Source organism: Pseudomonas sp. FP597 (assembly GCF_030687435.1).
Taxonomy (GTDB): Bacteria; Pseudomonadota; Gammaproteobacteria; order Pseudomonadales; family Pseudomonadaceae; genus Aquipseudomonas; species Aquipseudomonas lactucae.
Window position 1 is genome coordinate 4,265,070 of sequence record NZ_CP117432.1, and the last position, 25,460, is coordinate 4,290,529.

Sequence of the window (25,460 nt, forward strand, 5' to 3'; positions counted from 1 at the left end):
CGGTTTTTCCGCGTTGGCCGGTCGACTAACCTGCGTACAGCCGCCACCCTTCGTTTAGTCGCGATGTGTGTCGACTCCCAATCTAAAGCGGAGCTACACCATGAACAAAGCCCTACCCGATCCACCTATCGACCCCGCCAAAGACCGCGCCGCCTTCAACCGCGCCATCGACCATTACCTGCCCACCCAAGGTTTTCACACCGTCAACGAAGACCTGAGCTTCGAAGATGCCCTGCTCTATACCGCCAGCCTGCTCGACAGCGCTTCGGCCACCGCGCTCGATTGTGGCGAGCAATTGGCAAACCCCGAACGGGCGAAGATTTTGGCGGTGTGGCATTTGCTGGAGATTGCCAAGACCACGGTGGATCGTTCGATTGATTGCCTGAAACCCTCAGCCTGAACGCGGTCAATGTCGGAGGGGCATCGCACCGCCCCTCCAACGCGATCACCCACCAAACAACTCCCCAATCAAATTGAACAACGTGCTCTTTACCGCGCTGTCCAGCTCGGTCCAGGCCAACCCGGTGCTGGCCTGGAACGCGCCGAGTTCCAGAGGCCGCGACACACAGTTGGCCGGCAACGCCCGCGCTGCCTGCTGGGGCAATACGCCAATGCCCAGTCCGGCGCAGACCAGTGCCAGCATGGTGGTGAACTCGCCCAGCTCGGCAGCAACCCGCAAGGGCACGCCCAGTGCCTGGATAAACTCATCGTAGAACCCTGGCGCATAACGGCGCGCGAGGATATACACCGGCAGGTCACGCAAATCGGCGGGGAAGATGGATGCCTGCGCCGCCAAGGGGTGATCCGCCGGCAACGCCACGCAGAAACTCTCCCGCAACACCACACGCGTCTGCACCCCCGCATGCGCGGCGGGCAGGCGCATCAGGCCAAAATCCAGCAGGCCGCTTTTCAATGCGGCGGCTTGATCGGGCCCGGGCATGTCCTTGAGTTCCAGCTCGATACGCGGGTAGCGCTGGTGCACCGCGCGGATCAACTCGGGCAGCAACTGCGGCAGCACCGACGACACAAAGCCCAGGCGTACACGCCCGATTTCGCCACGGTTGGACGCCCGCGCCGCGTCCGCCGCCCGCGCCGCCTGGTGCAAGGTGGCCTGGGCTTCGGGCAAGAACACGCGGCCGGCTTCGGTCAGCGTCACCGAGTGGCGATTGCGGTCGAGCAGGCGCACACCCAAGCCACTTTCGAGCAATTTGATCTGCATGCTCAGCGCCGGCTGCACGATCGACAACTGCGCCGCCGCCCGGCCGAAGTGCAGCTCCTGGGCCAGCACCACAAAGGCGCGCAAGTGCTTGAGCTCCATCGGACCTCCTCGGTGATCACGGATATTGATCAGCCGATCATAAATGAATATTGGCCTCTCCCCGCACCCTAGGGTGAACTAAGGTTACTAACGAGCGTTAACAATGAGTTTGGCTTATCACAATAAGCACGTCAGGAGACAGGGCCCATGCACAGCGTTTTAGATAACTTCCGCCTCGACGGCCGCCTCGCGTTGATCACCGGTTCGAGTGCCGGCATCGGCCTGGCCATCGCGCGTGGGCTGGCCCAGGCCGGGGCGCGGGTGGTGCTCAATGGGCGCAACCGCAGCACGTTGCGTGACGCGGCCGAGCTGCTCACGCAGGAGGGCCTGGAGGTGCACACCCAGGCGTTCGATGTGACCGACAGCGCGGCGATCCAGACCGCCGTGGCGAGTATCGAGGAGCGCCTCGGCCCGCTGGAGATTTTGGTGAACAACGCCGGCATGCAACGCCGTGGGCCGCTGGAAGACTACAGTGAGCAGCACTGGCGCGAGCTGATCAGCACCAACCTCGACAGCGCGTTCCTGGTCGGCCAGGCCGTGGCGCGGGCGATGATCCCGCGCAAGCGTGGCCGCATCATCAACATCTGCTCGGTACAAAGTGAGCTGGGCCGTCCGGGCATTGCGCCGTATGCGGCGAGCAAGGGCGCGCTGAAGATGCTGACCAAGGGCATGGCGATTGATTGGGGCCCGCACGGGCTGACGGTCAATGGCATCGGCCCCGGTTATTTCAAGACCGAACTGAACGCCAACCTGGTGGCCAATCCCGAATTCAGCGACTGGCTGGTGCAACGCACCCCGAGCCGACGCTGGGGCGACGTGGCCGAACTGGCCGGCGCGGCGGTATTCCTGGCCAGTGACGCGGCCAGTTTCGTCAACGGCCATATCCTGTATGTCGACGGTGGCATCACCGCATCGCTGTAACCCGGAGAACATCATGCACGCTATCGTCTGCCACGCTTCAAAAGACCTGCGGGTGAGCCCTCAGGATGAACCGCAAACCCTCGGCCCCGACCAACTGCGCGTGCGCATCGCCCGGGGCGGCATCTGCGGTTCGGATTTGCATTATTACCAGCACGGCGGCTTCGGCACCGTGCGCCTGCGCGAACCGATGGTGCTGGGTCATGAAGTGTCGGCGGTGATCGACGCCGTGGGCGCGGACACCGGGTTGTTCAAGGTCGGCCAGCGCATCGCGGTCTCGCCGTCACGTCCCTGCGGCGCTTGCCGTTACTGTCATCAGGGCCTGCCGAATCATTGCCTGGACATGCGTTTCTACGGCAGCGCCATGCCCTTTCCACATATCCAGGGTGCGTTTCGCCAGAGCCTGGTGATCGAGACGCACCAGGCCCATCGCCTGGCCGACCACGTGAGCCTCGCCGAAGGTGCGCTGGCCGAGCCGTTGTCGGTGGGTTTGCACGCGATCCAACGCGCCGGCGCGGTGTTCGGCAAACGCGTGCTGGTGACCGGCTGCGGCCCCATCGGCAATCTTTTGATCGGCAGCTTGCGGGCAGCCGGCGCGGCTGAAATCGTTGCCGTGGACTTGTCGGCCAGCGCCCTCGCCTGCGCCGAAAAAATGGGCGCCAGCCGCACCCACAACCTTGCCGACGGCAACGACGCGCTCAAGCGCTACACCACCGAAAAAGGCTACTTCGATGTGATGTTCGAAGTCTCCGGCAGCGCCCAGGCCTTGCGCAACGGCCTGGAATGCATTGCGCCACGTGGTGTGCTGGTGACGGTCGGGTTGGGCGGCGATGTGACGCTGCCGCTCAACCTGCTGGTCAGCCGCGAGATCGACCTGCGCGGCACCTTCCGCTTTCATCCGGAGTTTGCCCAGGCGGTGGATTTATTGAATCGCCGGATCATTGATGTACGGCCGGTGATCTCGCACACCGTGCCATTCGAGCAGGCGGTGCAGGCGTTTGAGTTGGCGGCGGACAAGACCCAGGCGATGAAGGTGGTGTTGGATTTTGGCGTACCGGAACGACCCTAACCCCCGGCAAGCCCCCAGACAATTAGTCCTAGCAGCGGGAAGATGATCAGACCGATAGCCCAAGCTGCTTTTATTCCCACAGTTTTATGGCTGCGGCGGCACAGGGCCCTAAGTGTTTGAAGCACACGGCAGCATCGATCATGAGAGTCGCCAGGTCCTCCCAATCTTCAACGGCGACCGCTGCCCGCGTGCCTCTGGTGTAACCGGGCTACGTTCTGATCGATGCGGTCTTGGATCGTTCGCAAGGTGTCTCGAGTAATAACCTGTGGGTATAAGCTCTCGGCGATGGTTGCAAATTGGCTCGCCACATCACAAATGCCGTCAATCACTCTGCCTGCTGCGTCCGGAGCCACCTCAGCTTCCTCGGCAAGCCGAAGCATTTGCGTGCGAGAAATCGACAGGGCTTCCCCCATCACATCCATCTGATGATATCCACTCGGCCCCTCGCAGAAGGTCACGTCGTAAGCCGGCGACAGTCTCCACTGACCGTCCTGCGACATGATGTAGGCAAAGTTCTTGGGGTGATCGTCTCGGTTGTTGAACGCAACATTGAAGACGACACGTTCGAAGGCCACCGCCATCTCGCGCACGTCGTTGGTGCACATCTGTGTTGCCCGCAAGAAGTTGACGTAGTCCAACACCCCCGGAGACCGGTAATTTGCCCCCGTAAAGGCCGCGAGGCTTTGCATGGGTACGCGCAGACCATCCCGGCGGTCAAATCGCTTACTGGCAAACGCTGCCAACCCATTAGGCAGACTGAAGTACTGCGTGTCAGGGGTTTCGATACCGCACATGCGCAGGCACTCGGCGTAGACCATTTCGATAGCGCACACCTCGGCATGTTCTTCTTTGGCCGGGAACTTAATCAACCAGGCTTCAAAGCCCGGCGTGACGGCAGTGGTAAACCCGCCAGTTTCGGGATCGCGATAGACGAGGGCCTTAGGCCTTGCACCTTGAGGCGAGCCGCCCACCAGCAGCAACGTCTGCAGGAATTCGCCACCGTCTCCATGGAGCACTTCCTGCACTTCGCCAGCAAGCTGTTCCAGCGGGATGTGGACTTCAGATTCCTGACCTTCGGGCGCCACGGGCTCAAACGTCATGGCACCCATCGCATTGCTACCGATGTAGGCTAGCCGTTCCAGTGAGCCGATGCGCGCAGTGGTGAGCCCGCGGCGCCTGAACATACGGTCCATCAGCAACATGCCCCACCCATCCGGCAACGAGTCGTAAACAGGCCCTGGCAAGTACAGCTGGTGGTCTGGAAAGTCTCGGCGCAACTGAGCCCCCTCCAGCGGCAGCGTGTAGGAGGACAGTTCCAAGCCCCTTTGCCTGGCTTCATTGCGGTACTCGAACACGATCAGCGGGCGACCGGTCAGGGCGGTCGTGGAGACCAGCGTGCCCCATTGCCATCGCTCACCCCAGCCTTCGTAGAAGACGTTCACCTGCTCAAGCATTGCCGGACTTCCTCTTTGTACGAAGACGATTGGCACTGTTTTCGTAGCGCCGAATATCCTCGATGCTTTCCAGCTTTGGCAGGAACAGGCCTTCGAGTTCCTTGGTACGGCCAAGGGCCATCGCCACCCGGACCACGTTCTCGAACCCGACATTGCGCCCGGCTTCAAGGTTGGACACGGTGTTGGTGCCGATGCCGGCACGCCCGGCCAAGTCGGCTTGTGTCATGTCCAGCGCCAAGCGCTCTGTGCGCAAGCGATCGCAGAGGCGCTTGACGACCTCACCCGGCTTGCTGAAGCTTAAATCCAACATAGTGTGTATCCAGCCCATTCTGTGCCAGTTAACTCACAAAATTATAGAATTAACCTAGAGCCCTATCAAGCGACGTTATTTCCCCGGTGTCAGGATAGTTGTCGCCTCTGCGGTTTTTCCTGAAAAAGAACATCGGGGGGCGGAAAGAAAAAATACCGTAAAGCCCACCAGCCAATATCCGACTTTCATCAGTCACTCTCCTTGAGCGCCAAACAACGCTTGGCGTTCGCAGAGCATAGCCGGGGTTTATCGACCTGCTGATCAGCTCAGGCGCACTGGTGAGGCGGGTGGTGCGACCTTTTCATTCAAAAAAATCAAACTATCGCAACCTGCGCGGCTCAGACCTTCAGGGTCTGCCGCACCGCCATCGCACGCCGGCCCCCACCTTTGGTCACTATGAAACCTCAAGACAGGAGCCCACCTTTGATCGCACAAATCATGATCGCCGCGCTGGGCGTTATCGCCATCTGGTTCAGCCAGAGCAAACGCTTGAAGGTGCGCCGCTACGCGTGCCTGTTCGGCATGGCGGGCCAGCCGTTCTGGTTCTGGTCCTCGATCAATGCCGAGCAATGGGGCATCGTGTTGCTCAGCTGTTTCTATACGGTGGCGTGGGCCAAGGGCATCAAGACTCACTGGATTGATCGCAAGCCCGACGTACACGCCTGATTTGCAAACGCCCACCGCACTGCCTATATTTGCCGCCTGGCGCTCTCTACGCCACCTTCCGCGGAAAGGGCTGCGCCCAAGACAGTGAAGCACCCTCTTATTTCTACGACTCCCAACCTTGAAGCGGAAAAGGTTTGTGCAAGGAGCTCGTATGTCGCAACGTCCTTTATCCTCCAACACCGACGGCCGTCTGAACCTTGAGCAGCAGCGCAAGCGCGCCAAGGAACTGTTGGCGCACCTCAAGACCCAGGACCCAAACGCCACCCTGTCCCAGGCCCAATGGCAGCTCGCCAAACAGCTGGGTTTCAGCAGTTGGCCCAAGCTCAAGGCGCATATCGACGCCCTCGACTTCGCGGCTCGCCACCCGGATTTCGACGCCAGCGATGAAGCGCGCACCAGCCACTGGCGCTGCGGCAGTGACATCGCCCACAGCCTGAAGCTGGCAGGGTTCAAGGGCCACTTCCGGATGCTCACCGACCCGCTGTGCATGGGCCCGGTGCGTGACCTGCCCCGCCAGGCATTCCGTGACATGCGCAGCGCGTTCATCAGCCGGGCCTTCGCCATGGACGAAACGGACACAGCGCGCCGCGTGGCCGACGAATACACCCAACTTGAAACCCTGGCCAGCGCCGAACACAGCGTGCTCTGGTGCGAGGCCGATGCCTATGACCAACTGTTCCTGATCCGCGCACTGGCCGGCCTCGAACAGGCGCCGGTCAGGCTGGAGCTGGTCGAAGTGGAGCGCATCCCCGGTGTCGAGCGTTTTATCGGCATCGGCCAACTGGCGCCGGATGTATTGGCGTGGTTGTGGCCGCAACGGCGCGTGATCGATGCCGCCGCGGTGCACCTGGCCAAACAGGCCTGGGCGGCGTATTGCGACAGTTCACCCCTCGCCTGGGCGCAATTGGCCCACGGCAAGCACGCCGCCCTGCCCTTGCTGGCACCGGCACTGCTGCGTCAGTTGCAGGAGCTGCCGGGGCTTGAGGATGGCCTGTCGCTGACCGAACGCCTTGCGCTCACCTACATCGCCGAAGCCGGGCCGGTAGCGTTCGGCCGGGTGTTCGCCGAGTTGATGGCCAAGCGCGAGCCGCTGCCGTTTCTGGGCGACATGATGTTTCATGCGCTGCTGCGGCCGTTGATTGACGGGGAACAGCCATTGCTGCTGGAAACCGAGGCCCATCTGCAATGGCCTCAGCGAAGGTTGGCGTTGACGCCATTGGGAAAGGACGTACTGAGCGGCAACGCCAACTGGATAGCGCACACCTGCCACGAGCGATGGGTAGGTGGTGTGTGCACGCGGCCGGGTGAGGCTCATTGGGCGTTGGATCGCAACCTCAAGCCGGTGTGGCGTGACCGCTAGCGACACACCCCCTCAGTGCCGCAGCAACTTGCGCAGCGGCACGCCATCCTTGAGCACCGGCGATTTGATCACGATGTAGCTGAAGTACTTGGAGATGCCGATGTTCTTGTCCAGCAGGCTTTCCACCACTTCCTGGTAATGCTGGATGCTGCGGGTCATGAAGCGCACCAGGTAGTCGTAGCCACCGCTGATCAAGTGGCATTCGAGCACTTCGTCCACCAGGCGGATGTTGGACTCGAACTTGGCGAAGTCTTCGCGCTTGTGGTCGCTGAGGGTGATCTCGGTGAACACCGTGACCGAGTCGGTGATCTTGGCCAGGTTCAAGTGCGCCTTGTAGCTGGAAATATACCCCGCCGATTCCAGCCGCTTGACCCGTTGCAGGCATGGGCTGGCCGACAGGCCCACGGCGTCGGCGAGGCTGACGTTAGTCATCCGGCCGTCTTTTTGCAGTTCAACCAGAATGCTGATGTCGATCCGGTCCAGCTTGACTAGCCCTTCCATTGCGTACCTCTTGACTGCCGTTTGTAAGCAATCTTCTAGCAAAATCAGCGCCGTAAAGACAGCTGATGCTGCGCCACCAGGTCCGCCATGCTGTTGATGCAGTACTGCGCCGCGCAGGGCGAAGGCTGCCGGGCCCGGTGGCGGCCGATCAAACAGCGGTCCAGCGAGCCTTGTGCGCCGACCGACGGGCCGGTCACATGCAGCACCGGTTGCACCTCTTGCGCCGGATCATTGAGCCATTGCAGGTCATCGGCCAGGGAAATGAAATCTTCCGGTGCAATGCCCAGCCGTTCGCACAACACGCCGCGATCTTGCGCATCACGGTCCCCACGCACCAGCAACCGGTAGAACTTGCGCAGATACAGCATAGCCCCCGGCGCGTCCTCGAACAGTGACCAATTACCCACCGACCGGGCAAAGCTCATGCCCTCCTCCCAACTGGCGTGTACCCCCCAGCGCTCGGCGAGCTGGCGATGGGCGAAACACAGCACGCCACTGAAGCCCAGCTCCGCGAAGCGCGGGTATAAGGCTGCGACCACCGCGTTGTATTCGACCTGCACCTGCTCCCTGGGCGGCTGCCCGCCGCGACTGTCGAGCAGTGGTTGCAAGGCGGCCCATACCCCCGAATCGCGGTCCACCAGCACTTCATCGCAATCGATCAGCAGCGCTCGATAATCTGTCAGTCCCATGTGCGGTCAAGCCTCCAATGATGCAGTTCACCTTGAACAGGCACAGGCTCAGTTCAAGACCCGTGCCAAGGCGCCATCCAGAATTTTCACGGCTTCGTCGACCTGGGCTTCGGTGGTCACCAACGGCGCGAGGAAGCGCAGCACGTTGCGGTGCACGCCGCATTTGATCACCAGCAAGCCACCGGCGCGGGCCTCGTCGATCACCCGTTGGTTGAGGTCGGCATCGGGCGTGCGCGCCGGGTCATCCTTGACCAGCTCGATGGCCAGCATAAAGCCGGTGCCGCGTACATCGCCGATGCGCGGATAGCGGGCCTGCAAACCGAGCAGGCCGTGGCGCAGGCGCTCGCCGAGCGCTTGGCTGCGGGCCAGCAAGTGTTCCTGTTCGAAAGCCTCGATCACTGCCAATGCCGCCGCGCATGCCAGGGCGTTACCGCCATAGGTGCCGCCCAGGCCGCCGGGCAGCGGTGCATCCATGATGTGCGCCTTGCCAACCACGCCGGATAACGGCAAGCCACCGGCCAGGCTCTTGGCGACGGTGACCAGGTCCGGCTGGATCCCGGCGTGCTGGAAGCCGAACCAGGTGCCGGTGCGGCCGAAACCGGTCTGGATTTCATCGAGGATCAACACAATGCCGTGCTTGTCGGCCAAAGCGCGCAGGGCCTGAAGAAACGCTGGCGGCGCGGTGAGGAAACCGCCATCGCCCTGCACCGGCTCGATGATGATCGCCGCCACGCGCTCCGGCGCTACCTGGGTCGCGAACAACTCATCCAGCGCCTTGAGCGCCAGCTCGCTGGTCACGCCGCGATAAGCGTTCGGATACGGCGTGTGAAACACCTCCGGCGCAAACGGCCCGAAGTTCTGTTTGTAGGGTTGGCTCATGCCGGTGAGTGTTGTGCCCAGCAGCGTGCGGCCGTGGAAACCGCCACGAAAAGCGATCACCGCCGAGCGATTGGTGTGGGCACGGGCGATCTTTACCGCGTTTTCCACCGCCTCGGCGCCGGAGGTGAAAAACGCCGCCTTATAGGCCTCCTGTCCACCGATCATTTCACACAGGCGCTGGGCCAGATCAAGGTAAGGCGAGTAGGCCACCACCTGGAAACACGCGTGGGAAACCTTCTGCAATTGGGCCTGCACCGCCGCGACCACCTTGGGATGGTTGTGACCGATGTTCAACACGCCGATGCCGCCGACAAAATCCAGGTAGCGCTTGCCATCCACGTCCCACAGTTCGGCGCCCTGGGCGCGGTCGATCACCAGCGGGTGCGCGGTAATCAGGCCTCGGGGCACGAATTGCTCGCGCTGACGGAGCAAATGAGGGGTTTCGTCGACTTTGCTGTTCATGGCATTTCCCATCGTGAATGCGGCAACCGGAAGGTGGTTGCGATGCTGTCCAGCGTACGGCGTGCGGGCAACCAACTACGCCGAACTTGGCCCGTGAGAAATGCGGATCGACTGTTTTGCCCTGGCCTTTCAACAGATCCTGCGCCGGGCTTTGGGTGATCATGAGCGTCTTCTTTCATCCAGCAGGAAATGCCCATGGCCTTGCTCTACAAAGCCGACCCGGTGCGCGGCCAACACTGGCAGGCGCTGTTCGCCGAACACGCGCCCGATATCGAATGGCGCGCCTGGCCGGACATCGGCAACCGCGCCGACATCGAGTACCTGGCCGCCTGGCAGGCACCGGACGACGTGCAGCAGGTACTGCCCAATCTGAAAGTGTTGTTTGCCTTATCGGCCGGCGTCGACCAACTGGACCTGTCGCGCCTGCCCCCCGAACTGCCGGTGGTGCGCCTGCTCGATCCCGGCATCACCCGTGGCATGTGCGAATACGCCAGTTGGGCCGTGCTCAGCCTGCACCGCGACATGCTGCGCTACCGCCAGCAACAGGCTGCGCGCTGCTGGCAGGCGCACCTGCTGCAGCCGGCGGCGAATCGGCGCATCGGTGTGATGGGGTTGGGGACACAAGCCCAGCAGATTCTGACGACCTTGGCGCCGCTGGGGTTTGCCTTATCGGGCTGGGCGCGCAGTGCGCACCAATTGGCGGGCGTGACGTGCTACGCAGGCGAGGCACAACTGCCGGCGTTTCTCAGCCAGTGCGATATTTTGCTGTGCGTGCTGCCGTTGACCGAGCAGACCCAGGGCATTCTCAACCGGCGTCTGTTTGACCAACTGCCCCGTGGCGCCGCATTGATCAACATGGGCCGTGGTGGGCATCTGGTGGAGGCGGATCTGCTCGAGGCGCTGGGCAGCGGGCAATTGAGCGCTGCGGTGCTGGATGTGCTGCAGGAAGAACCGGCGCCGCACGCGCATCCTTTCTGGGATCACCCGCAGATCCTGCTCACACCGCACATCGCCGCGATGACCCAGCCGGCGAGTGCGTTTGGGGTGTTGCTGGAAAATATCCGGCGGTTCGAGCGCGGTGAGGCGATGGTGGGCGAAGTGGATCGCCACAAAGGCTACTGATGCCTGGAGATCAAAAAAGTGGGAGGGGCGGTGCGACGATTCGACTTGCTCCCTCCCACATTTTGAAGCGTGCCCGCTTTTAGGGCTGGAGCCTTTCGGCAATCGTCAAACCCACCTCCTGGGTTGAGGCCCGCCCCCCCAAATCCGGCGTCACCTGCCCCGCCGCAATCACCCCTTCAATCGCCTGCAAAATCCCATCATGCGCGGCCCGGTAACGCTCGTCGCCATGGCCGAGAAAATCCAGCATCAACGCCCCCGACCAGATCATCGCAATCGGGTTGGCGATGTTCTGCCCATAAATATCCGGCGCCGAACCATGCACTGGTTCGAACAACGATGGGAAGCGCCGTTCGGGATCCAGGTTGGCCGACGGCGCAATGCCGATGGTGCCCGCACAGGCCGGCCCCAGGTCGGAGAGGATGTCGCCGAACAGATTCGATGCCACCACCACATCGAAGCGGTCCGGCTGCAGCACAAAGCGCGCGCACAGGATGTCGATGTGCTGCTTGTCCCAGCTCACCTCGGGGTAGTTCGCCGCCATCAACGCGGTGCGCTCATCCCAGTAAGGCATGCTGATGGAGATGCCGTTGGACTTGGTCGCCGCCGTCAGTTTTTTACGCGGACGAGTCTGGGCCAGGTCGAAGGCGAACTTGAGGATACGGTCGACGCCGCGCCGGGTGAACACCGACTCCTGCAGCACGAATTCATGGGCGGTGCCTTCAAACATCTTGCCGCCTACCGATGAGTATTCGCCTTCGGTGTTTTCACGGATCACCACGAAGTCGATGTCCCCCGGTTCGCGCCCGGCCAGCGGGCACGGCACGCCGGGGAACAGGCGCACCGGGCGGATGTTCACGTACTGGTCGAAGTCGCGGCGGAACTTGAGCAGCGACCCCCACAGTGAGATGTGATCCGGGACTTTGTCCGGCCAGCCCACCGCGCCGAAGTAGATCGCGTCATAGCCCTTGAGCTGCTCGAACCAGTCGTCGGGCATCATCTGCCCGTGCGCCAGGTAGTAGTCGCAGTGAGCCCAGTCGAGCACGTCGATGCTCAGGTTCAGGCCCCAGACTTTGGCGGCCCGTTCCAAAACCCGCAGGCCTTCAGGCAAGACTTCCTTGCCGATGCCATCGCCGGCAATCGCGGCGATTCTGAATGTTTTGCTCATGGAGCCTGCCTCGCTAGTTCAACCCGCCAATGTGGAACGCCTTGATTTCAAGGTATTCATCCAGACCGTACTTGCTGCCCTCACGTCCCAGCCCCGACTGTTTGACGCCGCCAAACGGCGCGACCTCCATGGAAATGATCCCGGTATTGAGCCCGACCATACCGAACTCCAGGGCCTCGCCGAAGCGCCACGAGCGTTGCAGGTCCTGGGTGAAATAGTAAGCGCCCAGGCCGTACGGCGTGGCATTGGCCAGGGCCAGCGCCTCGGCTTCATCGGTAAAGCGCAGCAGCGGTGCCACCGGGCCGAAGGTTTCTTCGTTGGCCAGCAGCATGCCGGCGTGGCAGTCACCGAGCACCGTGGGTTGCACGAATGGGCTGTCACCGGTGGGGATCGCGCCGCACAGTAAGGTGGCGCCCTGGCCCAGGGCATCGTCGATATGTCGCGCGACTTTGCTCACCGCGGCGGGGTTGATCAGCGGGCCGATGGTCATGCCCTCCTCCAGGCCATTGCCGACCTTGAGCTTGCCCACCTCCTGCACCAGCCGCGCGGCGAACCGTTCGTAGATCCCGGCCTGCACCAGGATGCGGTTGGCGCACACGCAGGTTTGCCCGGCGTTGCGAAACTTGCTGATCATCACCCCGGCCACCGCCTGCTCCAGGTCGGCGTCATCGAACACCACAAACGGCGCGTTGCCGCCCAGCTCCAGGCTCAGGCGCTTGATGTGTTCCGCGCTCTGGCGCATCAGCAGGCGGCCGACGGCGGTGGAGCCGGTGAAAGAGATCTTGCGCACCGCCGGGTTGCCGGTCAGTTCCCCGCCGATGCCGGCGGGCAACCCGGTGATCACATTGAACACGCCGGCAGGAATCCCCACGCGTTCGGCCAGCACCGCCAGGGCCAGGGCCGACAACGGCGTGAGGTCCGAGGGTTTGACGATGATCGGGCAGCCGGCGGCCAGGGCCGGTGCGCATTTGCGTGTGATCATCGCGTTGGGAAAATTCCACGGGGTGATGGCGGCGCACACGCCCACCGGCTGCTTGAGGGTCAGCAGGCGGCGGTCGCCGCTGGGCGCCGGCATGGTTTCGCCGTAGACCCGTCGTGCTTCCTCGGCGAACCATTTGACGAAGCCCGCGCCGTAGCGCACCTCGCCCTTGGCTTCATGGAGCGGCTTGCCCTGTTCACAGGTCATGATCAGTGCGAGGTCATCGAGGTTATCGAGCATCGCCTGGTACCAGCGCTCCAACAGCGCCGCGCGTTCGGCGGCCGGGCGCGCGCGCCAGGCCGGCCAGGCGCGTTCGGCGGCAACGATGGCGCGGCGCGTGTCCACCGCGTCCATGGCCGGCACCCGTGCCAGCAACTGGCCGGTGGCGGGGTCGTGGACATCCAAAGTCGCGCCGCTGTCGGCGGCGATCCATTGGCCATCCACATAGGCGAGTTCAGCCAACAGGCTGGGGTCTTGCAAGCGAGTCGTGAGCATGGTCGAGTCCTGATCCGAGACACGCTCCAGTCTAGGGAGGTGCCACGGATGAGGATGCCGAAAGCGCGATCCAGGCAGTGTGCCGTGCTGAAATTGAGCCGCGGACGGCAGGCTCTGCTACGCCGTAAGCGAGCCGAGCAAGCCTTGCAGAAAGCGCTCACCGGCGTCCATCTGGCTGATCTCGATAAACTCATCGGGCTTGTGCGCCTGCTCGATGGAACCGGGCCCGCACACCACCACCGGTACGTCCAGGCGCTGCTTGAACAAGCCGCCTTCGGTGCCGAACGAGACCTTCGAAGTCCCTGTGCCGGGCGCAGCGAATTGCTTGAGAAAACGCACCGCTTCGACGCTGGGATGGGTGTCCAGGCCGGGGTAGATATTGAGGGTTTCGATCTCGATGGCCGCCACGCTGGAGAGCTTCTGCGCCTCACGCACGATGACTTCGGCGCGCTCGCGCATCTGCTCCAGGAACGCGTCCAGGTCATCGGCGGGCAGGTTGCGCACTTCGAAATCCAGGGTGCACAGGTTGGGCACGATGTTCAGCGCCTTGCCACCGACGATCTGCCCTACATGCACGGTGCTGTAGGGTACATCGTAGTCGGTGTCCTGGGCGCCGTGGCGTTGCAGTTGCTGCTGGCTGTCGCGCAGGGCGGCGATAAAGTCGCAGGCCACATGGATGGCGTTGACCGAGCGCGGCGCCAGCGACGAATGTGCTTCCAGGCCGCGACAATAGGTGCGGTAGGAACCCTTGCCCTTGTGGCCCAGCACGAACTGCATGTTGGTTGGTTCGCCGATCACGCACAGAAACGGGCGCACCGGCGCCAGGTGCAGCACATCGAGCAGGCGCCGCACACCGACGCAACCGATTTCCTCGTCATGGGACAACGCCAATTGCAACGGACGGTTCAACCTGTGGCCGGCGGCGTCGAGCAAGGCGTCGATGGCCAGGGCGATAAAGCCCTTCATGTCGCAACTGCCACGTCCATAGATGCGCCCGTCCTGCACGGTGGCGGCGAACGCGGGAACGGTCCACGCCTGCCCCGCCGCCGGCACCACGTCGGTGTGCCCGGAGAGCAGCACACCGGGTTGGTCCTTGGGCCCCGTGCTGGCGAACAGGTTGGCCTTCTTGCCGCTCTCGTCCTTGACGATCAGCGACTCGATGCCGTGGCTTAGCAAGAGATCGCGCACGTACTCGATCAAGGCCATGTTCGACTCGGACGACACCGTGTCGAACGCCATCAGTGTTTTCAGGATATCCAGTACGCGGGGCTTCATGAGGCCTGGCTCCGTTGCGCGGCAGAAAGGGCAAAACGGCTGATGGAAAACGCTGTGATCGGCGTGCTGGTGCTGCCGGTGGCGAGCAGTTCGGCCATCACATCGCCCACGCCGGGGCCGAGCTGGAAACCATGCCCGCAAAAACCGAACGCGTAGTACAACCCGTCAACCGTGCCGCTGGCGCCCATTACCGGCAGCGAGTCCGGCAGGTAGCCTTCGATGCCGCTCCACACGCGGATGATATTGAGGTTGCCCACCCCCGGCAGCAGGCGGCGCATCTGGCTGATCTGGTTGAGGATGCTGCGCGGTTCCACATAAGCGCGGCGGTTGAGCATGTCCGGTTTGCTGCGATAACCGCCGCCGATGACGATATTGCCGCGCGGGATCTGGCGGAAGTAGATCACTTCTTCGGGGATTTTGGTGTACACGCCGATGACTGTAGGCAGGGCATAGGGCACCGGTTCGGTCACCGCCATCTGCGGGCCGTGGGTGTCCAGCGGCACGGGCTCGCCGAACTGCGCCGAGAGTTTCTGGCCCCAGGCGCCGGCGGTGATCAACAGCTGCGCGGCCTGGAATTGGCGGCCGTCGGTGGTGGTGATCTGGAAGTCGGCGCCGACCTTGCCCACCTCGGCCACCTCGGTACGTTCTTCAATCTGCGCACCCAGGCGCCGCGCCGCGCGGGCAAAGGCCGGCGCCGCCAGGCGTGGGTTGGCGTGGCCATCGTGGGGGGCGTAGGAGCCGCCCTTGACGTCCGGGCCGAGGAAACCGAAACGCTGACGCAGCTCGGCACCGCGATAAATCTTCAGGTCCAGTTGCTCGGCTTCCGGCGCGGCCGCGTAGGCCTCAAGCTCGGCGATTTCATCGTCGCGATAACACACGCGCATATGCCCGCTGGGAATAAATTCCAGGTCGTCGCCGATCAATTCCGGCAAGCGTTTCCACAACGCCCAGGAGCGGTTGGCCAGGGCCAGTTGCCCCAGGAAGCGGCCCTGACGGCGCACATTGCCGAAGTTGACGCCGCTGGCGTACTGGCCGATCTGGTCGCGCTCGAGCAGGATCACCGTCTGCCCGCGCCGACGCAGGAAAAACGCGGTCGCCGAGCCCATCACACCACCGCCGACAATCACCACATCAGCTTTTTGCACGCTCATGGCGAGACCTCCTCGGTGATCAGCATCGATAACGGTTTGACCGGCGCCTGACCACGCTGGCGCCCGACCTCCTGCACCTGCACGCCGGCAGCGGCGGCAATCACTTCGGCCCCGGCCTGGGAGCAATAACGGCCCTGGCAGCGGCCCATGCCGACCCGGCTGAACGCCTTGGCGCGGTTGACTTCGCAGGCGCCCTTCTCACTCACGGTACGGCGCAGTTCGCCGGCGCTGATCATCTCGCAGCGGCACACAATGGCGCTGTCGGGCAACGCCTTGGCCTGTTCGCCGGGCCACGGGAAAGCCTGGGCCAGGCCGAGGCGAAACTGGTCCATCACCGCCAGTGCCTGCTGTTGTTCATCGCGCAGGCCGCTGTCCAGCGGCTGCCCCAGGTCTTCCAGCAGCGCCAGGGCCACCAGGCGCCCGGCGTGCTCGGCGGCGTCGGCTCCGCGAATCTTCGCGCCGTCCCCGGCCGCGTACACGCCCTTCACCGAGGTGCGACCGGCGTCATCGGTGGCCAGCCACCATTGGCTGGAAGCGTGATCAAACGTCATCGCGCAACCGGCCAGGTCACCCAATTGAGTCTCCGGGCGCAGGTGATAACCCAGCGCCACCGCATCGGCCTGGACCGTCTCGGTGCGGCCGCTGCCAGTGCTGAATCGCACGCCCATCACGCCAGTGGCCGCATCGCCCAGCACCTGCAACGGCTTGATCCCCAGGTGCACGGCGACCCTGGCCCGGTACAACTGCGCCAGCAGCTTGATCCCGGTGAACAGCACACCCGGACGCGCCAGCAGCTTGGGCAAGGCCTTGATCCGCAGGCTCAACGGCGAGGTATCCAACACCGCCGCCACCTCGGCGCCAGCCTTCACGTATTGGCTGGCGACCAGGTACAGCAGCGGCCCACTGCCCATGAACACCACGCGATGGCCGATGGACACGGCCTGGTTTTTCAAGGCGATCTGCGCCCCGCCCAGGCTGTAGGTGCCCGCCAGTTGCCAACCCTCAATGGGCATCAGGCGGTCGGTGGCGCCGGTGCAGAGGATCAGCGCGTCGTAGTCCACCGTGCTGTGGCGGCCCTGGCTCACGCAGCACAACTGCCCCGGCGTGAGGTTCCACACCAGAGTGTCGGGGCGATAGTCGATGGCACCGCGCAGGCGGTCGAAACTCTGGTGCAAGGCCTGGGCCTTGGCGGCTTCGCTGCCGTAGAGGGTGCTGTAGTCGCGGGTAAAGCCGTCGGGCTGACGGCGGTAGATCTGCCCGCCGTCGCGGCGGTTTTCGTCAATCAGGATCGGCTTGATCCCGGCCGCCAGCAGTGTTTCGGCGCAACGCACGCCGGCCGGGCCGGCGCCCACGATAACTACCCGTGCAGTGGCCATGTTGCCTCCGGTTGTGTGGTGACGATGTCCAGCCCATCGCGGACTTCGCTGGAACAGGCGCGCAGGCGTTCGCCGCTGCGGGTCCACACCCAGCAGTCCTGGCATGCGCCCATCAGGCAGAAACCGGCGCGACGGCCGCTGTCGAATTCCGACTGGCGCAACGCGTTGCCGTGGGTCAGCAGCGCGACCATCAGGGTGTCGCCCTGCAGGGCCTCGACGGCCGCGCCATCCACGGTCAGGCTGACCGTCGGCCGGCCCTGTTCGGCCAGCCTCACAAAACGCCCTTTCATGCATAGGCTCCCAAGTTCATGGTGGTGACGCCGTGCTGGGTATCGAGCAACTGGGCGCCGTCGTGATGGCAGAGGATTTCACTGCCGTTGTCCAGGTTGCGCCGGGGTGGCGCGGTGCGGTTGCACAGGCCGTCGACACGCACCGGGCAGCGATTGAGGAAGGTGCACAGTTGCGCCACATTCGCCCGCTCGCCCAGCGCCGGCAGGCTGTCGCACGCCGTGCCGCAGGTTTCCAGCCAGCCTTGGCGCAACTCGGGCACCGAGTGAATCAACAGGTCGGTGTAGGGGTGGAACGGTGGCTCGGCAAACGACTCGCGGCTGCCGGCCTGCACCTTGTGGCCGCTGTACATCACCACAATGTCGTCGCACAGCGCACGCACGGTGGAGATGTCGTGGCTGATGAACAAGTAGGACACGCCCAGTTGTTGGCGCAGGTCGCGCAGCAGTTCGAGGATCGCCGCGCCCACCACGGTGTCGAGGGCCGAGGTCACTTCATCGCACAGGATCAGGTCCGGCTTGGCCGCCAGTGCGCGGGCCAGGTTGACCCGCTGTTTTTGCCCGCCGGACAACTCGTTGGGGCGCCGTTCGGCGAGGTCGCGTGGCAGGCGCACCAGGTCGAGCAACTCGCCGATACGCGCCTGCAGCGCCGCGCCTTTGAGGCCAAAATACATTTTCAACGGCCGACTGATGATGGCCGCCACGCTGTGCATGGGGTTGAGCGCGGTGTCGGCGTTCTGGAACACCATCTGGATGCGGCGGAATTGTTCCGGGGTGCGCTCGGCAAGGCTGCCGCCCAGCGGTTGGCCGTCGAACGTCAAACCGCCGAGGGCCGGGGTCAGCAGCCCGGCCACCACACGCGCCAGGGTGGATTTGCCGGAGCCCGACTCACCGATCACGCCAATGGCCTGGCCGCGTCGCACGGTCAGCTCGATGTCTTCGAGCACCCGAATGCTCGGCATGCCTTGCAGGTTCTTGTTGCCGTAGCCGGCGGTCAGGCCGCTGATGGTCAGCAGCGGTACGTCTCCGGCCACCCCGCACGGCGGGCGAATGGTGGTGTCCGGGCGTGCGGCCGCCAGCAGACTGCGGGTGTAGGCGTGGGCCGGGGCCTTGAGCAGCGGCGCGGTGGCGCTTTGCTCAAGGATCTGCCCGCCGTTGAGCACCACGATCTGGTCGGCCATCTGCGCCACCACCGCCAGATCGTGGGACACGTACACCGCCGTGGCGCCGCGCTCGCGCACTACGCGTTTGAACGCGCGCAGCACGTCGATCTGGGTGGTCACGTCCAGCGCCGTGGTCGGCTCGTCGAGCACCACCAGCAGCGGGTCGCTGATCAGCGCCATCGCCGCCATCACCCGTTGCAGTTGCCCGCCGGAGACCTGGTGCGGGTAGCGTTGACCAATGCGCTCCGGGCCCGGCAGCGCGAGGTCGCGGAACAGCCCGATCGCCTTGGCGTACAACTCGGCCCGGGTGCCCAGGCCATGGATCAATGCGCCCTCCACCACCTGGTCGATCAGTCGTTTGGCCGGGTTGAACGCCGCCGCCGCGCTTTGAGCAATATAGGAAACCCGGTTGCCGCGCAGGCCTTGCAGCTGTTTTTCATTCAGGGCGAGCATGTCGTGCTCACCGACCCGCACTACGCCGCCGGACAGGCGACAGCCGCGCCGCGCATAGCCAAGCAGCGCCAGGGCGATGGTGGTCTTGCCCGAGCCGGACTCACCGATCAACGCCAGCACTTCACCTTTTTCCAGGGCAAAGCTCACGCCCTTGACGATCTCTACCTCGCCGCGCTCGCCACAGGCGACGACGCGCAGGTCTTCGACGCGAATCAATTCGCTCATTTCAATGGCCTCCCGTGCGTCGACTGCGTCTGGACGACAAATAGTCGATCAGCAGATTCACACCGATGGTCAGCGTGCCGATGGCCAGCGCCGGAATAATGATCGCCAGCGCCCCCTGGTTGAGGCCGCCGATGTTTTCCCGCACCAGCGAGCCGAGGTCGGCATCCGGCGGTTGCACACCGAGGCCCAGAAAGCTCATGCCGCTGAGCAGCAGCACGATGTAGCCGAAACGCAGGCCCAGGTCGGTCAATACCGGGTTGAGCATGTTCGGCAGGATCTCCCTGCACGCCACGTACAAGCGGCGCTCGCCTCGGGTGCGCGCGACCTGCACATATTCCAGCGCCTCGATATTGACCGCCATGCTGCGCGCCACGCGGAACGAGCCGGGGATATAACTGATCACGGCCGTGCAGATCAGCAGCGTCACCGATGAGCCGAAGGCCGAGACCATGATCAAGGCGAGCATTTTGCTCGGGATCGAAATGAAGGCGTCCATGATGCGGCTGATGATTTCGTCCAGCCACTTGGGCGAGACCACTGACAACAGCGCACAACCGGTGCCTAACGTGCTGGCCAGCAAGGCCGCCACCAACGCCAGCCCGACGGTGAAGCGCGCGCCCACCAGCACGCGACTGAGCATGTCGCGCCCCAGGTAATCGGTGCCGAAGGGATGCGCGAGGCTGAAGCCTTCGAAGATGTTGTCCGAGACCACTTCGCCCACCGGATGTGGCGCCAGCCACGGACCAAACAGCGCCACCAGCAGCCAGGCCACGCACACCACGCCACCCACCAGCCCCAGCCAGGACGGGCCGCTGGAGACCTTGGCCAGGGCCAGCGCGGAGGACACCGGCTTGGACTTCGCAATGAGGTTGTTCATTGGTTTCTCAGCCTCGGGTTGGAAAGAATCGCGCACAGGTCGGCCAACAGCACCAGGCCCAGGTAAGCGGCGCAGAACAACATGGTGCAGGCTTGCACCAGCGCCATGTCGCGATTGGTCACGGCATCGACCATCAAGCTGGCAATGCCGGGATAGTTGAAGATGGTTTCGACGATCACCACCCCGCCCAACAGGTACGACAGGCTCAGGGCGATGGCGTTGGCAATCGGCCCGATGGCATTGGGCAAGGCATGGCGCAGCACGATGCGGATCGGGCTGACGCCCTTGAGATGCGCCATTTCCACGTAGGCGCTGTCGAGCTGGTCGATCACGGCGGCGCGGGTCATGCGCGCCATTTGCGCGACGATCACGCAGCACAGGGTCATCACCGGCAAGGCATAGGTGCGCATGAATTGCAGCGGTGAGCTGATGTCGCTGGCGTAAGACAGCGCCGACAGCCAACCGAGGTTGACCGCGAAAATCAGCACCGCGAGAGTCGCCACCAGAAACTCCGGCACGGCGACCATCGCCAGCGTGACAAAGCTCAGGCAGCTGTCGATGCGCCCACCCCGGCCCATCGCCGAGCCGATGCCGAGCACCAGTGCCACCGGCACCGAGACCAGTGCCGTGGCGCCCGCGAGCATCAGGGTGTTGGGCACCCGGCCCGCCATCAGTTCACCCACGGGCATGGCGTTGGACACCGACACGCCCATGTCGCCGGTGAGCAGGCTCATCAACCAGTGCAGGTAACGCAACACACCGGGCTGGTCCAACCCCAGTTTCAGGCGCAGGGCCGCCACCTGTTCAGGGGTGGCGAACTGGCCCAGGGATTGTTGCGCCGCGTCCCCCGGCAGTACCGCCGTGATCGCGAACACGACCATGGACACGATCAACAAGGTCACGACCCCTGCGCCGAAGCGCCGGCCGATCAACCACAGTGTCTTGCTATTCATCGCACTGCCCTCCTCAAGCGTCCAGCCACACCTGCTCGGCGAACATGTAGCCCATGAAGCCGCCCAGCGGGTTGCTGTCATAACCCTTGATGCGTTGGTCCACGCCGTCGATGTTGCTGATGAACACCGGCACGCCGATACCGCAGTGATCGTGCACCAGGGTCTGCATGTCGCCATACATTTTGGCGCGCTTGGCGTCATCGGTTTCGCCACGGGCGAGCATCAGCAATTGGTCGAACTGGTCGTTCTGCCAGCCGGACTCGTTCCACGGTGCCTTGGACTGGAAGAACTGCGAGAACATCACGTCGGCATTCGGCCGTGGGTTGATGTTGCCGAAGCTCAAGGGGTGCTTCATCCAGTGGTTGGACCAGTAGCCGTCGCTGGGCAGGCGGTTCACATCAAGCTTGAGCCCGGCCTGCTTCGCCGATTGCTGCAACAGCACGGCGATGTCCACCGAACCGGTCGCGGCCGGTGACGCCATCAGCGGCATGGTGATGCTTTCCATGCCGGCCTTCTTGAGCAGGAACTTGGCTTTTTCCGGGTCGTAGACCGTCTGCGGCAGGTCGGTGTTGAAGTAACGCGAACCCGGCGCGATCGGATGGTCGTTGCCGACCACGGCAAAGCCACGGAACACCGCCGACTTGACCTGCTCACGGTCCAGCAACAGCTTCATGGCCTGGGTGAATTCCGGGCTTTTGCCGGGCAGTTGGTCCTGACGGATGATCAAGTCAGTGTAGTTGCCCGACGGCGCATCGACGACGCGGTGTTTGGCGCTGGCCTTGATACGCGTAGTGGAGCGTGGGTTGACCTCGTTGATCATGTGCACATCGCCCGACAACAGCGCATTGACCCGCGACGGCTCGTCGCCGATGGCGATGAACTCGATCTCGTCGAGGTACGGCAGGCCTGGCTTCCAGTAGTTCTTGTTGCGCACCGCAACCGAACGCACACCGGGCTTGAACTCGCCGACGGTGAACGGGCCGGTGCCGATGCCTTTATTGAAGTCGGTGGTGCCCTCGGGCACGATCAACAGGTGCGACACGGCGAGGATCGACGGCAACTCGGCGTTGGGCGCGCTGAGGCGGATCTGCACTTCGTTCGGCCCGCTGGCCTTGATTTCGGCGAACTGCTCCAGCAGCGCCATGACTTTGGAACCAGTGATCGGGTCCTTCTGACGGACCAGGGAGAACACCACATCGGCGGCGGTCAGTGGCTTGCCGTTGTGGAAGGTCACGTCCTTGCGCAAGGTGATGGTCCACAGGGTGGCGTCGGTGTTGTCGATGCGCTCGGCCAGTTCCAGTTGCGGCACCAGGTGCTTATCGAAGCGGGTCAGGCCGTTGTAGAACATGTAGTGGCGCACGTAGTCGGTGGACAGCGCGCCCTTGGCCGGGTCGAGGGTGTCGGCGGTGGAGGTGGACATGCCCGCCACCCGGATCTTGCCGCCGGGCTTGCCTTTGCCGGCCGCTGTCGCTTCATCGGCGAACACCTTGCCGGCGGCACCGAACAGGCTGCCCGCACCGGCGGCGGCCACACCGGCCACGCCGAGCATCTGCAAGGCGTGGCGGCGTGACATGCCGCGATTGAGGCTTTCGAAGACCCGCAGGCTGTCTGCGCCGGAGATCAGCTCGGGGGTGTTTTTGTTGTCAGTCATAGCAAGGCTACCTGTCGATAATCGGAAGAATCGAGTGCTCACGGATGTCCGGAGCGTCCTGGAAACGCAAACGACGGTGACGCAACAACGGCAACTCAGTGCAAATAGTCCTGGAAGCGGTAATAGGCACCCACAAAGGGCAGGAACCAGGGTTTGCCGAAATGCCCGGGAATCGCCGGCCACTCAAGGTCTCGCCAGGGGTTGGCCGCGGCATTGCCGGCCATCACCTCGGCCATCACCTGGCCCATGTGCACCGACATCTGCACGCCATGGCCGCTGTAGCCCATGGAATGGAACACGCCGCCATGCTGGCCGGCGCGGGGCAGGCGGTCGGACGTCATGTCCACCAGGCCGCCCCAGCAGTAGTCGATCTTTACCTGGGCCAACTGCGGGAACATGTTCAGCATCGCCGCCTGCAGCACCTTGCCGCTCTTGGCGTCGGAGACGCTGTCGGACATCGCAAACCGTGCACGTCCGCCAAACAGCAGGCGGTTGTCCGGGGTGAGGCGGAAGTAATTGCCGATCATGCGGCTGGTCACATAAGCCCGGTGCTGGGGCAGCAACTGGTCGATCAGGGCCTGTGGCAAGACTTCGGTGGCGATGACAAAACTGCCCACCGGCACTATGCGCCGGCGATACCAGCCGAGGTCGCCATGCTGGCAAGCGCCGGTGGCCAGCAACACTTGCCCGGCATGCAGCGAGCCTTTGGCGGTGTTGACCTGATAGCCGCCGGCCCTGGCCTGCCAGTCCTTGACCTGGGTGTGTTCGTAAATCATCGCCCCACGCCGCGCCGCCGCTTCGGCCAAGCCGACACCAAAGCGACCGACATGCATCTGCACGCCGTTGCGTTGCAGCAAGCCACCGTGGAACTGTGCCGAATTGACTTCCGTCTGGGTCTGTTCGGCGCTGAGCAACTCGACGTTGGCATCCACCTCCCGGCGGATCAGCTCGCAGGTGCGGGCCAGGCCTTCGTAATGCATCGGCTTGGCCGCCAGCTTGAGCTTGCCGTTGCGCACCAGGTCGCAGGCGATCCCTTCCTGCTCGACCAGCGACACCACCGTCTGCACGGCACTTTCATAGGCCTGGTAATAGGCACGCGCCCTGGCGGCACCGAGGCTGGCATGCAACCCGGCGTAATCCTGGGCGACGCCGGTATTGCACTGTCCGCCGTTGCGCCCCGAGGCTTCGCCGATCACGCGACCGGCGTCGAGCACCACCACACTGGCGCCCTTGAGCGCCAGCGCCCGCGCCGCCGCCAGGCCGGTGAAACCGCCACCGACCACGGCCACATCGACCTGCTTGGGCAAGCCGCCCAGCTGGGCACCGGTAAACGCCGGTGCGGTGTCGAGCCAATAGGATTCGCTGCCCATGTCGTGCCCCTTGTGTGTGTTACAGACCGACCAGCGCCGGCAGCCCACCGATATCGGTGATCTGCTGGTAACCGAAGAAGGCATTGCCCGGGACTTCATGGCCACGGGCAACGAATGCCTTGTGCTTGATCTTCATGTCATGGGCCGGCATCAGGTCATAACGGAAGCTGGACGACACATGCAAGATGTCTTCCGGGCCGCAGCCGAGGTTGTCGAGCATGAACTCGAAGGCCGCCAGGCGCGGCTTGTAGGCCTGGGCCTGTTCGGCGGTGAACACCTTGTGGAACGGCGCGCCGAGCTTGTCGACGTTGGACATGATCTGACTGTCGCTGGCATTGGAGAAAATCACCAGAGGAATCTTGTCGGCAATCTTCGACAGACCGGCCGGCACATCCGCATGGGGGCCCCAGGTCGGCACGGCGTCGTAATACAGTTGGCCTTCCTCGCGGTAATCGATACCCCAGCGTTTGCAGGTACGGGCCAGGGCGGTCTTGAGAATTTCATCGTAGGGGCGCCAGTCGCCCATGACCTGGTCGAGGCGGTAGGCCGAGAAGTCTTTGACGAACTGATCCATCTGTTCAGGCTTGATGCGATCGGCGAACAGCTCGCGGGTCATGGTGCCCATATGGAAGTTGGTCAGCGTACCGTAGCAGTCGAACGTGATGAATTTGGGACGAAGAAAGCTCATGGAGTGCGGTCCTGAAGGTCGTTTAAGGAGACAAGCGTTCGCTGCCCTGGCGGCGCGTCGGCCTCGTTGCAGCACAGCTTCATTACACCACTGTGAAATCAGCATATGCCGTCTAAAACGACCCGCGCTCAATACAAACCACCGTTTTGGTGGCTGGGCTCAGCAGACTTTGCGGTGCGCGCCAGGCTTGGGCAGAGCCTTTGTTTGTGCGCTTTTAGAGGGCTTACGAGGTGGGGAGGCTCAAGGATGGGGGGTGTGGGCGGCAGAAAGTATTGAGTGCATATCCGTTTCTGCGGTAACGGCTGCTATTGGTTCCGCTTTTACAGCGGCTCACTTTTGAACAGCCGGAATGCCGGCCCAGTCAAAAGTAAGCAAAACGCTCTTGCCCCAACACTCGGCACCTCGCTTAGGCTCGGTGTGCCCGTAATCCGACATTGATTTGGGGGGCCGCCTTAGATCAAGATCAAAAGCCAGAGCAGAGCCACGGCCAGAGCAACAGCAGGCAGTCGTGTAGATACCCATGCTCATCGGGGCAAGTCCCTCCCTCATTTGAAGGTTCCAAGGCCGCCGCGTTATCAGAAAGGCCTCATGGCATTTACTGCCG

25 protein-coding genes are annotated in these 25,460 nt (G+C 63.5%); 6 read left to right on the forward strand and 19 right to left on the reverse strand.

The features are described 5' to 3' along the window. The first annotated feature begins 100 nt into the window (after window positions 1–100). Complete coding sequence (locus PSH66_RS19310; RefSeq protein ID WP_141063156.1) at window positions 101–400, forward strand: hypothetical protein; 300 nt, start codon at window positions 101–103, stop codon at window positions 398–400. 45 nt (window positions 401–445) lie between these two features. On the opposite strand, the gene PSH66_RS19315 is transcribed toward PSH66_RS19310, so the two are convergent. Continuing rightward, window positions 446–1,318 (reverse strand): LysR family transcriptional regulator, encoded by an 873-nt coding sequence (locus PSH66_RS19315; protein ID WP_003174910.1) that lies wholly within the window; start codon window positions 1,316–1,318, stop codon window positions 446–448. Between the two features lie 147 nt (window positions 1,319–1,465). Here PSH66_RS19315 and PSH66_RS19320 point away from each other — a divergent pair, with 147 nt between their 5' ends. Further along, entirely contained in the window at window positions 1,466–2,239 is a 774-nt protein-coding gene (locus tag PSH66_RS19320; protein WP_305427463.1) for a glucose 1-dehydrogenase, read from the forward strand. A 13-nt stretch (window positions 2,240–2,252) separates the two neighbouring features. Then, window positions 2,253–3,305 (forward strand): L-idonate 5-dehydrogenase, encoded by a 1,053-nt coding sequence (locus PSH66_RS19325; protein WP_003174912.1) that lies wholly within the window; start codon window positions 2,253–2,255, stop codon window positions 3,303–3,305. Here the strand turns inward: PSH66_RS19325 and PSH66_RS19330 are convergent. From PSH66_RS19330 to PSH66_RS19340, 3 genes are read right to left on the reverse strand one after another with little or no spacing between them, the layout of a single operon-like run. Further along, window positions 3,302–3,430, reverse strand: coding sequence for a PLDc N-terminal domain-containing protein (locus PSH66_RS19330; protein WP_269745208.1), 129 nt, complete (start codon window positions 3,428–3,430; stop codon window positions 3,302–3,304). The two genes, PSH66_RS19325 and PSH66_RS19330, sit on opposite strands and share 4 nt — an antisense overlap. A 42-nt stretch (window positions 3,431–3,472) precedes the next feature. Continuing rightward, the gene (locus tag PSH66_RS19335; RefSeq protein ID WP_003174914.1) at window positions 3,473–4,759 is read right to left on the reverse strand and encodes a type II toxin-antitoxin system HipA family toxin; all 1,287 of its coding nucleotides are present in this window, start codon (window positions 4,757–4,759) and stop codon (window positions 3,473–3,475) included. Further along, window positions 4,752–5,069, reverse strand: coding sequence for a helix-turn-helix domain-containing protein (locus PSH66_RS19340; RefSeq protein ID WP_003174915.1), 318 nt, complete (start codon window positions 5,067–5,069; stop codon window positions 4,752–4,754). The genes PSH66_RS19335 and PSH66_RS19340 overlap by 8 nt, the downstream gene beginning before the upstream one ends. Window positions 5,070–5,492: 423 nt before the next feature. Between PSH66_RS19340 and PSH66_RS19345 the strand changes: the two genes are divergently transcribed. Next, window positions 5,493–5,735 carry a hypothetical protein gene (locus PSH66_RS19345; RefSeq protein WP_305427464.1) on the forward strand — a complete coding sequence of 81 codons (243 nt, stop codon included), beginning with the start codon at window positions 5,493–5,495 and terminating at the stop codon, window positions 5,733–5,735. A gap of 151 nt (window positions 5,736–5,886) precedes the next feature. Further along, window positions 5,887–7,095 (forward strand): DUF1835 domain-containing protein, encoded by a 1,209-nt coding sequence (locus tag PSH66_RS19350; RefSeq protein WP_305427465.1) that lies wholly within the window; start codon window positions 5,887–5,889, stop codon window positions 7,093–7,095. A gap of 12 nt (window positions 7,096–7,107) precedes the next feature. Here the strand turns inward: PSH66_RS19350 and PSH66_RS19355 are convergent, their stop codons facing one another. Genes PSH66_RS19355 through gabT form a run of 3 tightly spaced genes read right to left on the reverse strand, consistent with a single transcriptional unit; the run spans window position 7,108 to window position 9,626 of the window. After that, complete coding sequence (locus PSH66_RS19355) at window positions 7,108–7,596, reverse strand: Lrp/AsnC family transcriptional regulator (protein ID WP_003174918.1); 489 nt, start codon at window positions 7,594–7,596, stop codon at window positions 7,108–7,110. Between the two features lie 44 nt (window positions 7,597–7,640). Continuing rightward, window positions 7,641–8,285: an HAD family hydrolase gene (locus PSH66_RS19360; protein ID WP_003174919.1), complete on the reverse strand. Its 645-nt coding sequence runs from the start codon at window positions 8,283–8,285 to the stop codon at window positions 7,641–7,643. A 48-nt stretch (window positions 8,286–8,333) separates the two neighbouring features. Next, window positions 8,334–9,626: a 4-aminobutyrate--2-oxoglutarate transaminase gene (gabT, locus tag PSH66_RS19365; RefSeq protein WP_141063161.1), complete on the reverse strand. Its 1,293-nt coding sequence runs from the start codon at window positions 9,624–9,626 to the stop codon at window positions 8,334–8,336. A 195-nt stretch (window positions 9,627–9,821) separates the two neighbouring features. Between gabT and PSH66_RS19370 the strand changes: the two genes are divergently transcribed. Beyond that, window positions 9,822–10,748, forward strand: a complete 927-nt coding sequence (locus PSH66_RS19370) for a glyoxylate/hydroxypyruvate reductase A (RefSeq protein WP_305427466.1) — start codon at window positions 9,822–9,824, stop codon at window positions 10,746–10,748. Window positions 10,749–10,827: 79 nt separating this feature from the next. Here PSH66_RS19370 and PSH66_RS19375 read toward each other — a convergent pair whose 3' ends face one another. From PSH66_RS19375 to PSH66_RS19430, 12 genes are all read right to left on the reverse strand, one after another. Then, window positions 10,828–11,913 (reverse strand): tartrate dehydrogenase, encoded by a 1,086-nt coding sequence (locus tag PSH66_RS19375; RefSeq protein WP_305427467.1) that lies wholly within the window; start codon window positions 11,911–11,913, stop codon window positions 10,828–10,830. Between the two features lie 13 nt (window positions 11,914–11,926). Next, window positions 11,927–13,387 carry an NAD-dependent succinate-semialdehyde dehydrogenase gene (locus PSH66_RS19380; protein ID WP_141063163.1) on the reverse strand — a complete coding sequence of 487 codons (1,461 nt, stop codon included), beginning with the start codon at window positions 13,385–13,387 and terminating at the stop codon, window positions 11,927–11,929. Window positions 13,388–13,504: 117 nt separating this feature from the next. Beyond that, window positions 13,505–14,662, reverse strand: coding sequence for an acetylornithine deacetylase (gene argE / locus PSH66_RS19385; protein WP_141063164.1), 1,158 nt, complete (start codon window positions 14,660–14,662; stop codon window positions 13,505–13,507). Further along, window positions 14,659–15,813 (reverse strand): FAD-binding oxidoreductase, encoded by a 1,155-nt coding sequence (locus tag PSH66_RS19390; RefSeq protein WP_305427468.1) that lies wholly within the window; start codon window positions 15,811–15,813, stop codon window positions 14,659–14,661. Before PSH66_RS19390 ends, argE begins: the two co-directional genes overlap by 4 nt. Then, the gene (locus tag PSH66_RS19395) at window positions 15,810–17,189 is read right to left on the reverse strand and encodes an NAD(P)/FAD-dependent oxidoreductase (protein WP_305427469.1); all 1,380 of its coding nucleotides are present in this window, start codon (window positions 17,187–17,189) and stop codon (window positions 15,810–15,812) included. The genes PSH66_RS19390 and PSH66_RS19395 overlap by 4 nt, the downstream gene beginning before the upstream one ends. Beyond that, window positions 17,171–17,479 (reverse strand): (2Fe-2S)-binding protein, encoded by a 309-nt coding sequence (locus PSH66_RS19400; RefSeq protein ID WP_141063166.1) that lies wholly within the window; start codon window positions 17,477–17,479, stop codon window positions 17,171–17,173. The genes PSH66_RS19395 and PSH66_RS19400 overlap by 19 nt, the downstream gene beginning before the upstream one ends. Beyond that, window positions 17,476–19,317 (reverse strand): ABC transporter ATP-binding protein, encoded by a 1,842-nt coding sequence (locus PSH66_RS19405; protein ID WP_305427470.1) that lies wholly within the window; start codon window positions 19,315–19,317, stop codon window positions 17,476–17,478. The genes PSH66_RS19400 and PSH66_RS19405 overlap by 4 nt, the downstream gene beginning before the upstream one ends. A gap of 1 nt (window position 19,318) precedes the next feature. Next, window positions 19,319–20,194 carry an ABC transporter permease gene (locus PSH66_RS19410; RefSeq protein ID WP_141063168.1) on the reverse strand — a complete coding sequence of 292 codons (876 nt, stop codon included), beginning with the start codon at window positions 20,192–20,194 and terminating at the stop codon, window positions 19,319–19,321. Continuing rightward, window positions 20,191–21,147: an ABC transporter permease gene (locus PSH66_RS19415; protein WP_305427471.1), complete on the reverse strand. Its 957-nt coding sequence runs from the start codon at window positions 21,145–21,147 to the stop codon at window positions 20,191–20,193. Before PSH66_RS19415 ends, PSH66_RS19410 begins: the two co-directional genes overlap by 4 nt. Before the next feature lie 13 nt (window positions 21,148–21,160). Continuing rightward, window positions 21,161–22,798 (reverse strand): ABC transporter substrate-binding protein, encoded by a 1,638-nt coding sequence (locus PSH66_RS19420; protein ID WP_003174931.1) that lies wholly within the window; start codon window positions 22,796–22,798, stop codon window positions 21,161–21,163. A gap of 95 nt (window positions 22,799–22,893) precedes the next feature. After that, window positions 22,894–24,168: an FAD-binding oxidoreductase gene (locus PSH66_RS19425; protein WP_003174932.1), complete on the reverse strand. Its 1,275-nt coding sequence runs from the start codon at window positions 24,166–24,168 to the stop codon at window positions 22,894–22,896. 19 nt (window positions 24,169–24,187) lie between these two features. Beyond that, the gene (locus PSH66_RS19430; protein ID WP_003174933.1) at window positions 24,188–24,856 is read right to left on the reverse strand and encodes a haloacid dehalogenase type II; all 669 of its coding nucleotides are present in this window, start codon (window positions 24,854–24,856) and stop codon (window positions 24,188–24,190) included. Window positions 24,857–25,460: the final 604 nt, after the last annotated feature.

What these genes read in the sequence shown, in the direction of transcription:
- PSH66_RS19310 (WP_141063156.1), top strand. Translation starts at nt 101, where the DNA reads ATGAACAAAGCCCTACCCGATCCACCTATCGACCCCGCCAAAGACCGC.
- PSH66_RS19315 (WP_003174910.1), bottom strand. Translation starts at nt 1,318, where the DNA reads ATGGAGCTCAAGCACTTGCGCGCCTTTGTGGTGCTGGCCCAGGAGCTG.
- PSH66_RS19320 (WP_305427463.1), top strand. Translation starts at nt 1,466, where the DNA reads ATGCACAGCGTTTTAGATAACTTCCGCCTCGACGGCCGCCTCGCGTTG.
- PSH66_RS19325 (WP_003174912.1), top strand. Translation starts at nt 2,253, where the DNA reads ATGCACGCTATCGTCTGCCACGCTTCAAAAGACCTGCGGGTGAGCCCT.
- PSH66_RS19335 (WP_003174914.1), bottom strand. Translation starts at nt 4,759, where the DNA reads ATGCTTGAGCAGGTGAACGTCTTCTACGAAGGCTGGGGTGAGCGATGG.
- PSH66_RS19340 (WP_003174915.1), bottom strand. Translation starts at nt 5,069, where the DNA reads ATGTTGGATTTAAGCTTCAGCAAGCCGGGTGAGGTCGTCAAGCGCCTC.
- PSH66_RS19350 (WP_305427465.1), top strand. Translation starts at nt 5,887, where the DNA reads ATGTCGCAACGTCCTTTATCCTCCAACACCGACGGCCGTCTGAACCTT.
- PSH66_RS19355 (WP_003174918.1), bottom strand. Translation starts at nt 7,596, where the DNA reads ATGGAAGGGCTAGTCAAGCTGGACCGGATCGACATCAGCATTCTGGTT.
- PSH66_RS19360 (WP_003174919.1), bottom strand. Translation starts at nt 8,285, where the DNA reads ATGGGACTGACAGATTATCGAGCGCTGCTGATCGATTGCGATGAAGTG.
- gabT (WP_141063161.1), bottom strand. Translation starts at nt 9,626, where the DNA reads ATGAACAGCAAAGTCGACGAAACCCCTCATTTGCTCCGTCAGCGCGAG.
- PSH66_RS19370 (WP_305427466.1), top strand. Translation starts at nt 9,822, where the DNA reads ATGGCCTTGCTCTACAAAGCCGACCCGGTGCGCGGCCAACACTGGCAG.
- PSH66_RS19375 (WP_305427467.1), bottom strand. Translation starts at nt 11,913, where the DNA reads ATGAGCAAAACATTCAGAATCGCCGCGATTGCCGGCGATGGCATCGGC.
- PSH66_RS19380 (WP_141063163.1), bottom strand. Translation starts at nt 13,387, where the DNA reads ATGCTCACGACTCGCTTGCAAGACCCCAGCCTGTTGGCTGAACTCGCC.
- argE (WP_141063164.1), bottom strand. Translation starts at nt 14,662, where the DNA reads ATGAAGCCCCGCGTACTGGATATCCTGAAAACACTGATGGCGTTCGAC.
- PSH66_RS19390 (WP_305427468.1), bottom strand. Translation starts at nt 15,813, where the DNA reads ATGAGCGTGCAAAAAGCTGATGTGGTGATTGTCGGCGGTGGTGTGATG.
- PSH66_RS19395 (WP_305427469.1), bottom strand. Translation starts at nt 17,189, where the DNA reads ATGGCCACTGCACGGGTAGTTATCGTGGGCGCCGGCCCGGCCGGCGTG.
- PSH66_RS19400 (WP_141063166.1), bottom strand. Translation starts at nt 17,479, where the DNA reads ATGAAAGGGCGTTTTGTGAGGCTGGCCGAACAGGGCCGGCCGACGGTC.
- PSH66_RS19405 (WP_305427470.1), bottom strand. Translation starts at nt 19,317, where the DNA reads ATGAGCGAATTGATTCGCGTCGAAGACCTGCGCGTCGTCGCCTGTGGC.
- PSH66_RS19410 (WP_141063168.1), bottom strand. Translation starts at nt 20,194, where the DNA reads ATGAACAACCTCATTGCGAAGTCCAAGCCGGTGTCCTCCGCGCTGGCC.
- PSH66_RS19415 (WP_305427471.1), bottom strand. Translation starts at nt 21,147, where the DNA reads ATGAATAGCAAGACACTGTGGTTGATCGGCCGGCGCTTCGGCGCAGGG.
- PSH66_RS19420 (WP_003174931.1), bottom strand. Translation starts at nt 22,798, where the DNA reads ATGACTGACAACAAAAACACCCCCGAGCTGATCTCCGGCGCAGACAGC.
- PSH66_RS19425 (WP_003174932.1), bottom strand. Translation starts at nt 24,168, where the DNA reads ATGGGCAGCGAATCCTATTGGCTCGACACCGCACCGGCGTTTACCGGT.
- PSH66_RS19430 (WP_003174933.1), bottom strand. Translation starts at nt 24,856, where the DNA reads ATGAGCTTTCTTCGTCCCAAATTCATCACGTTCGACTGCTACGGTACG.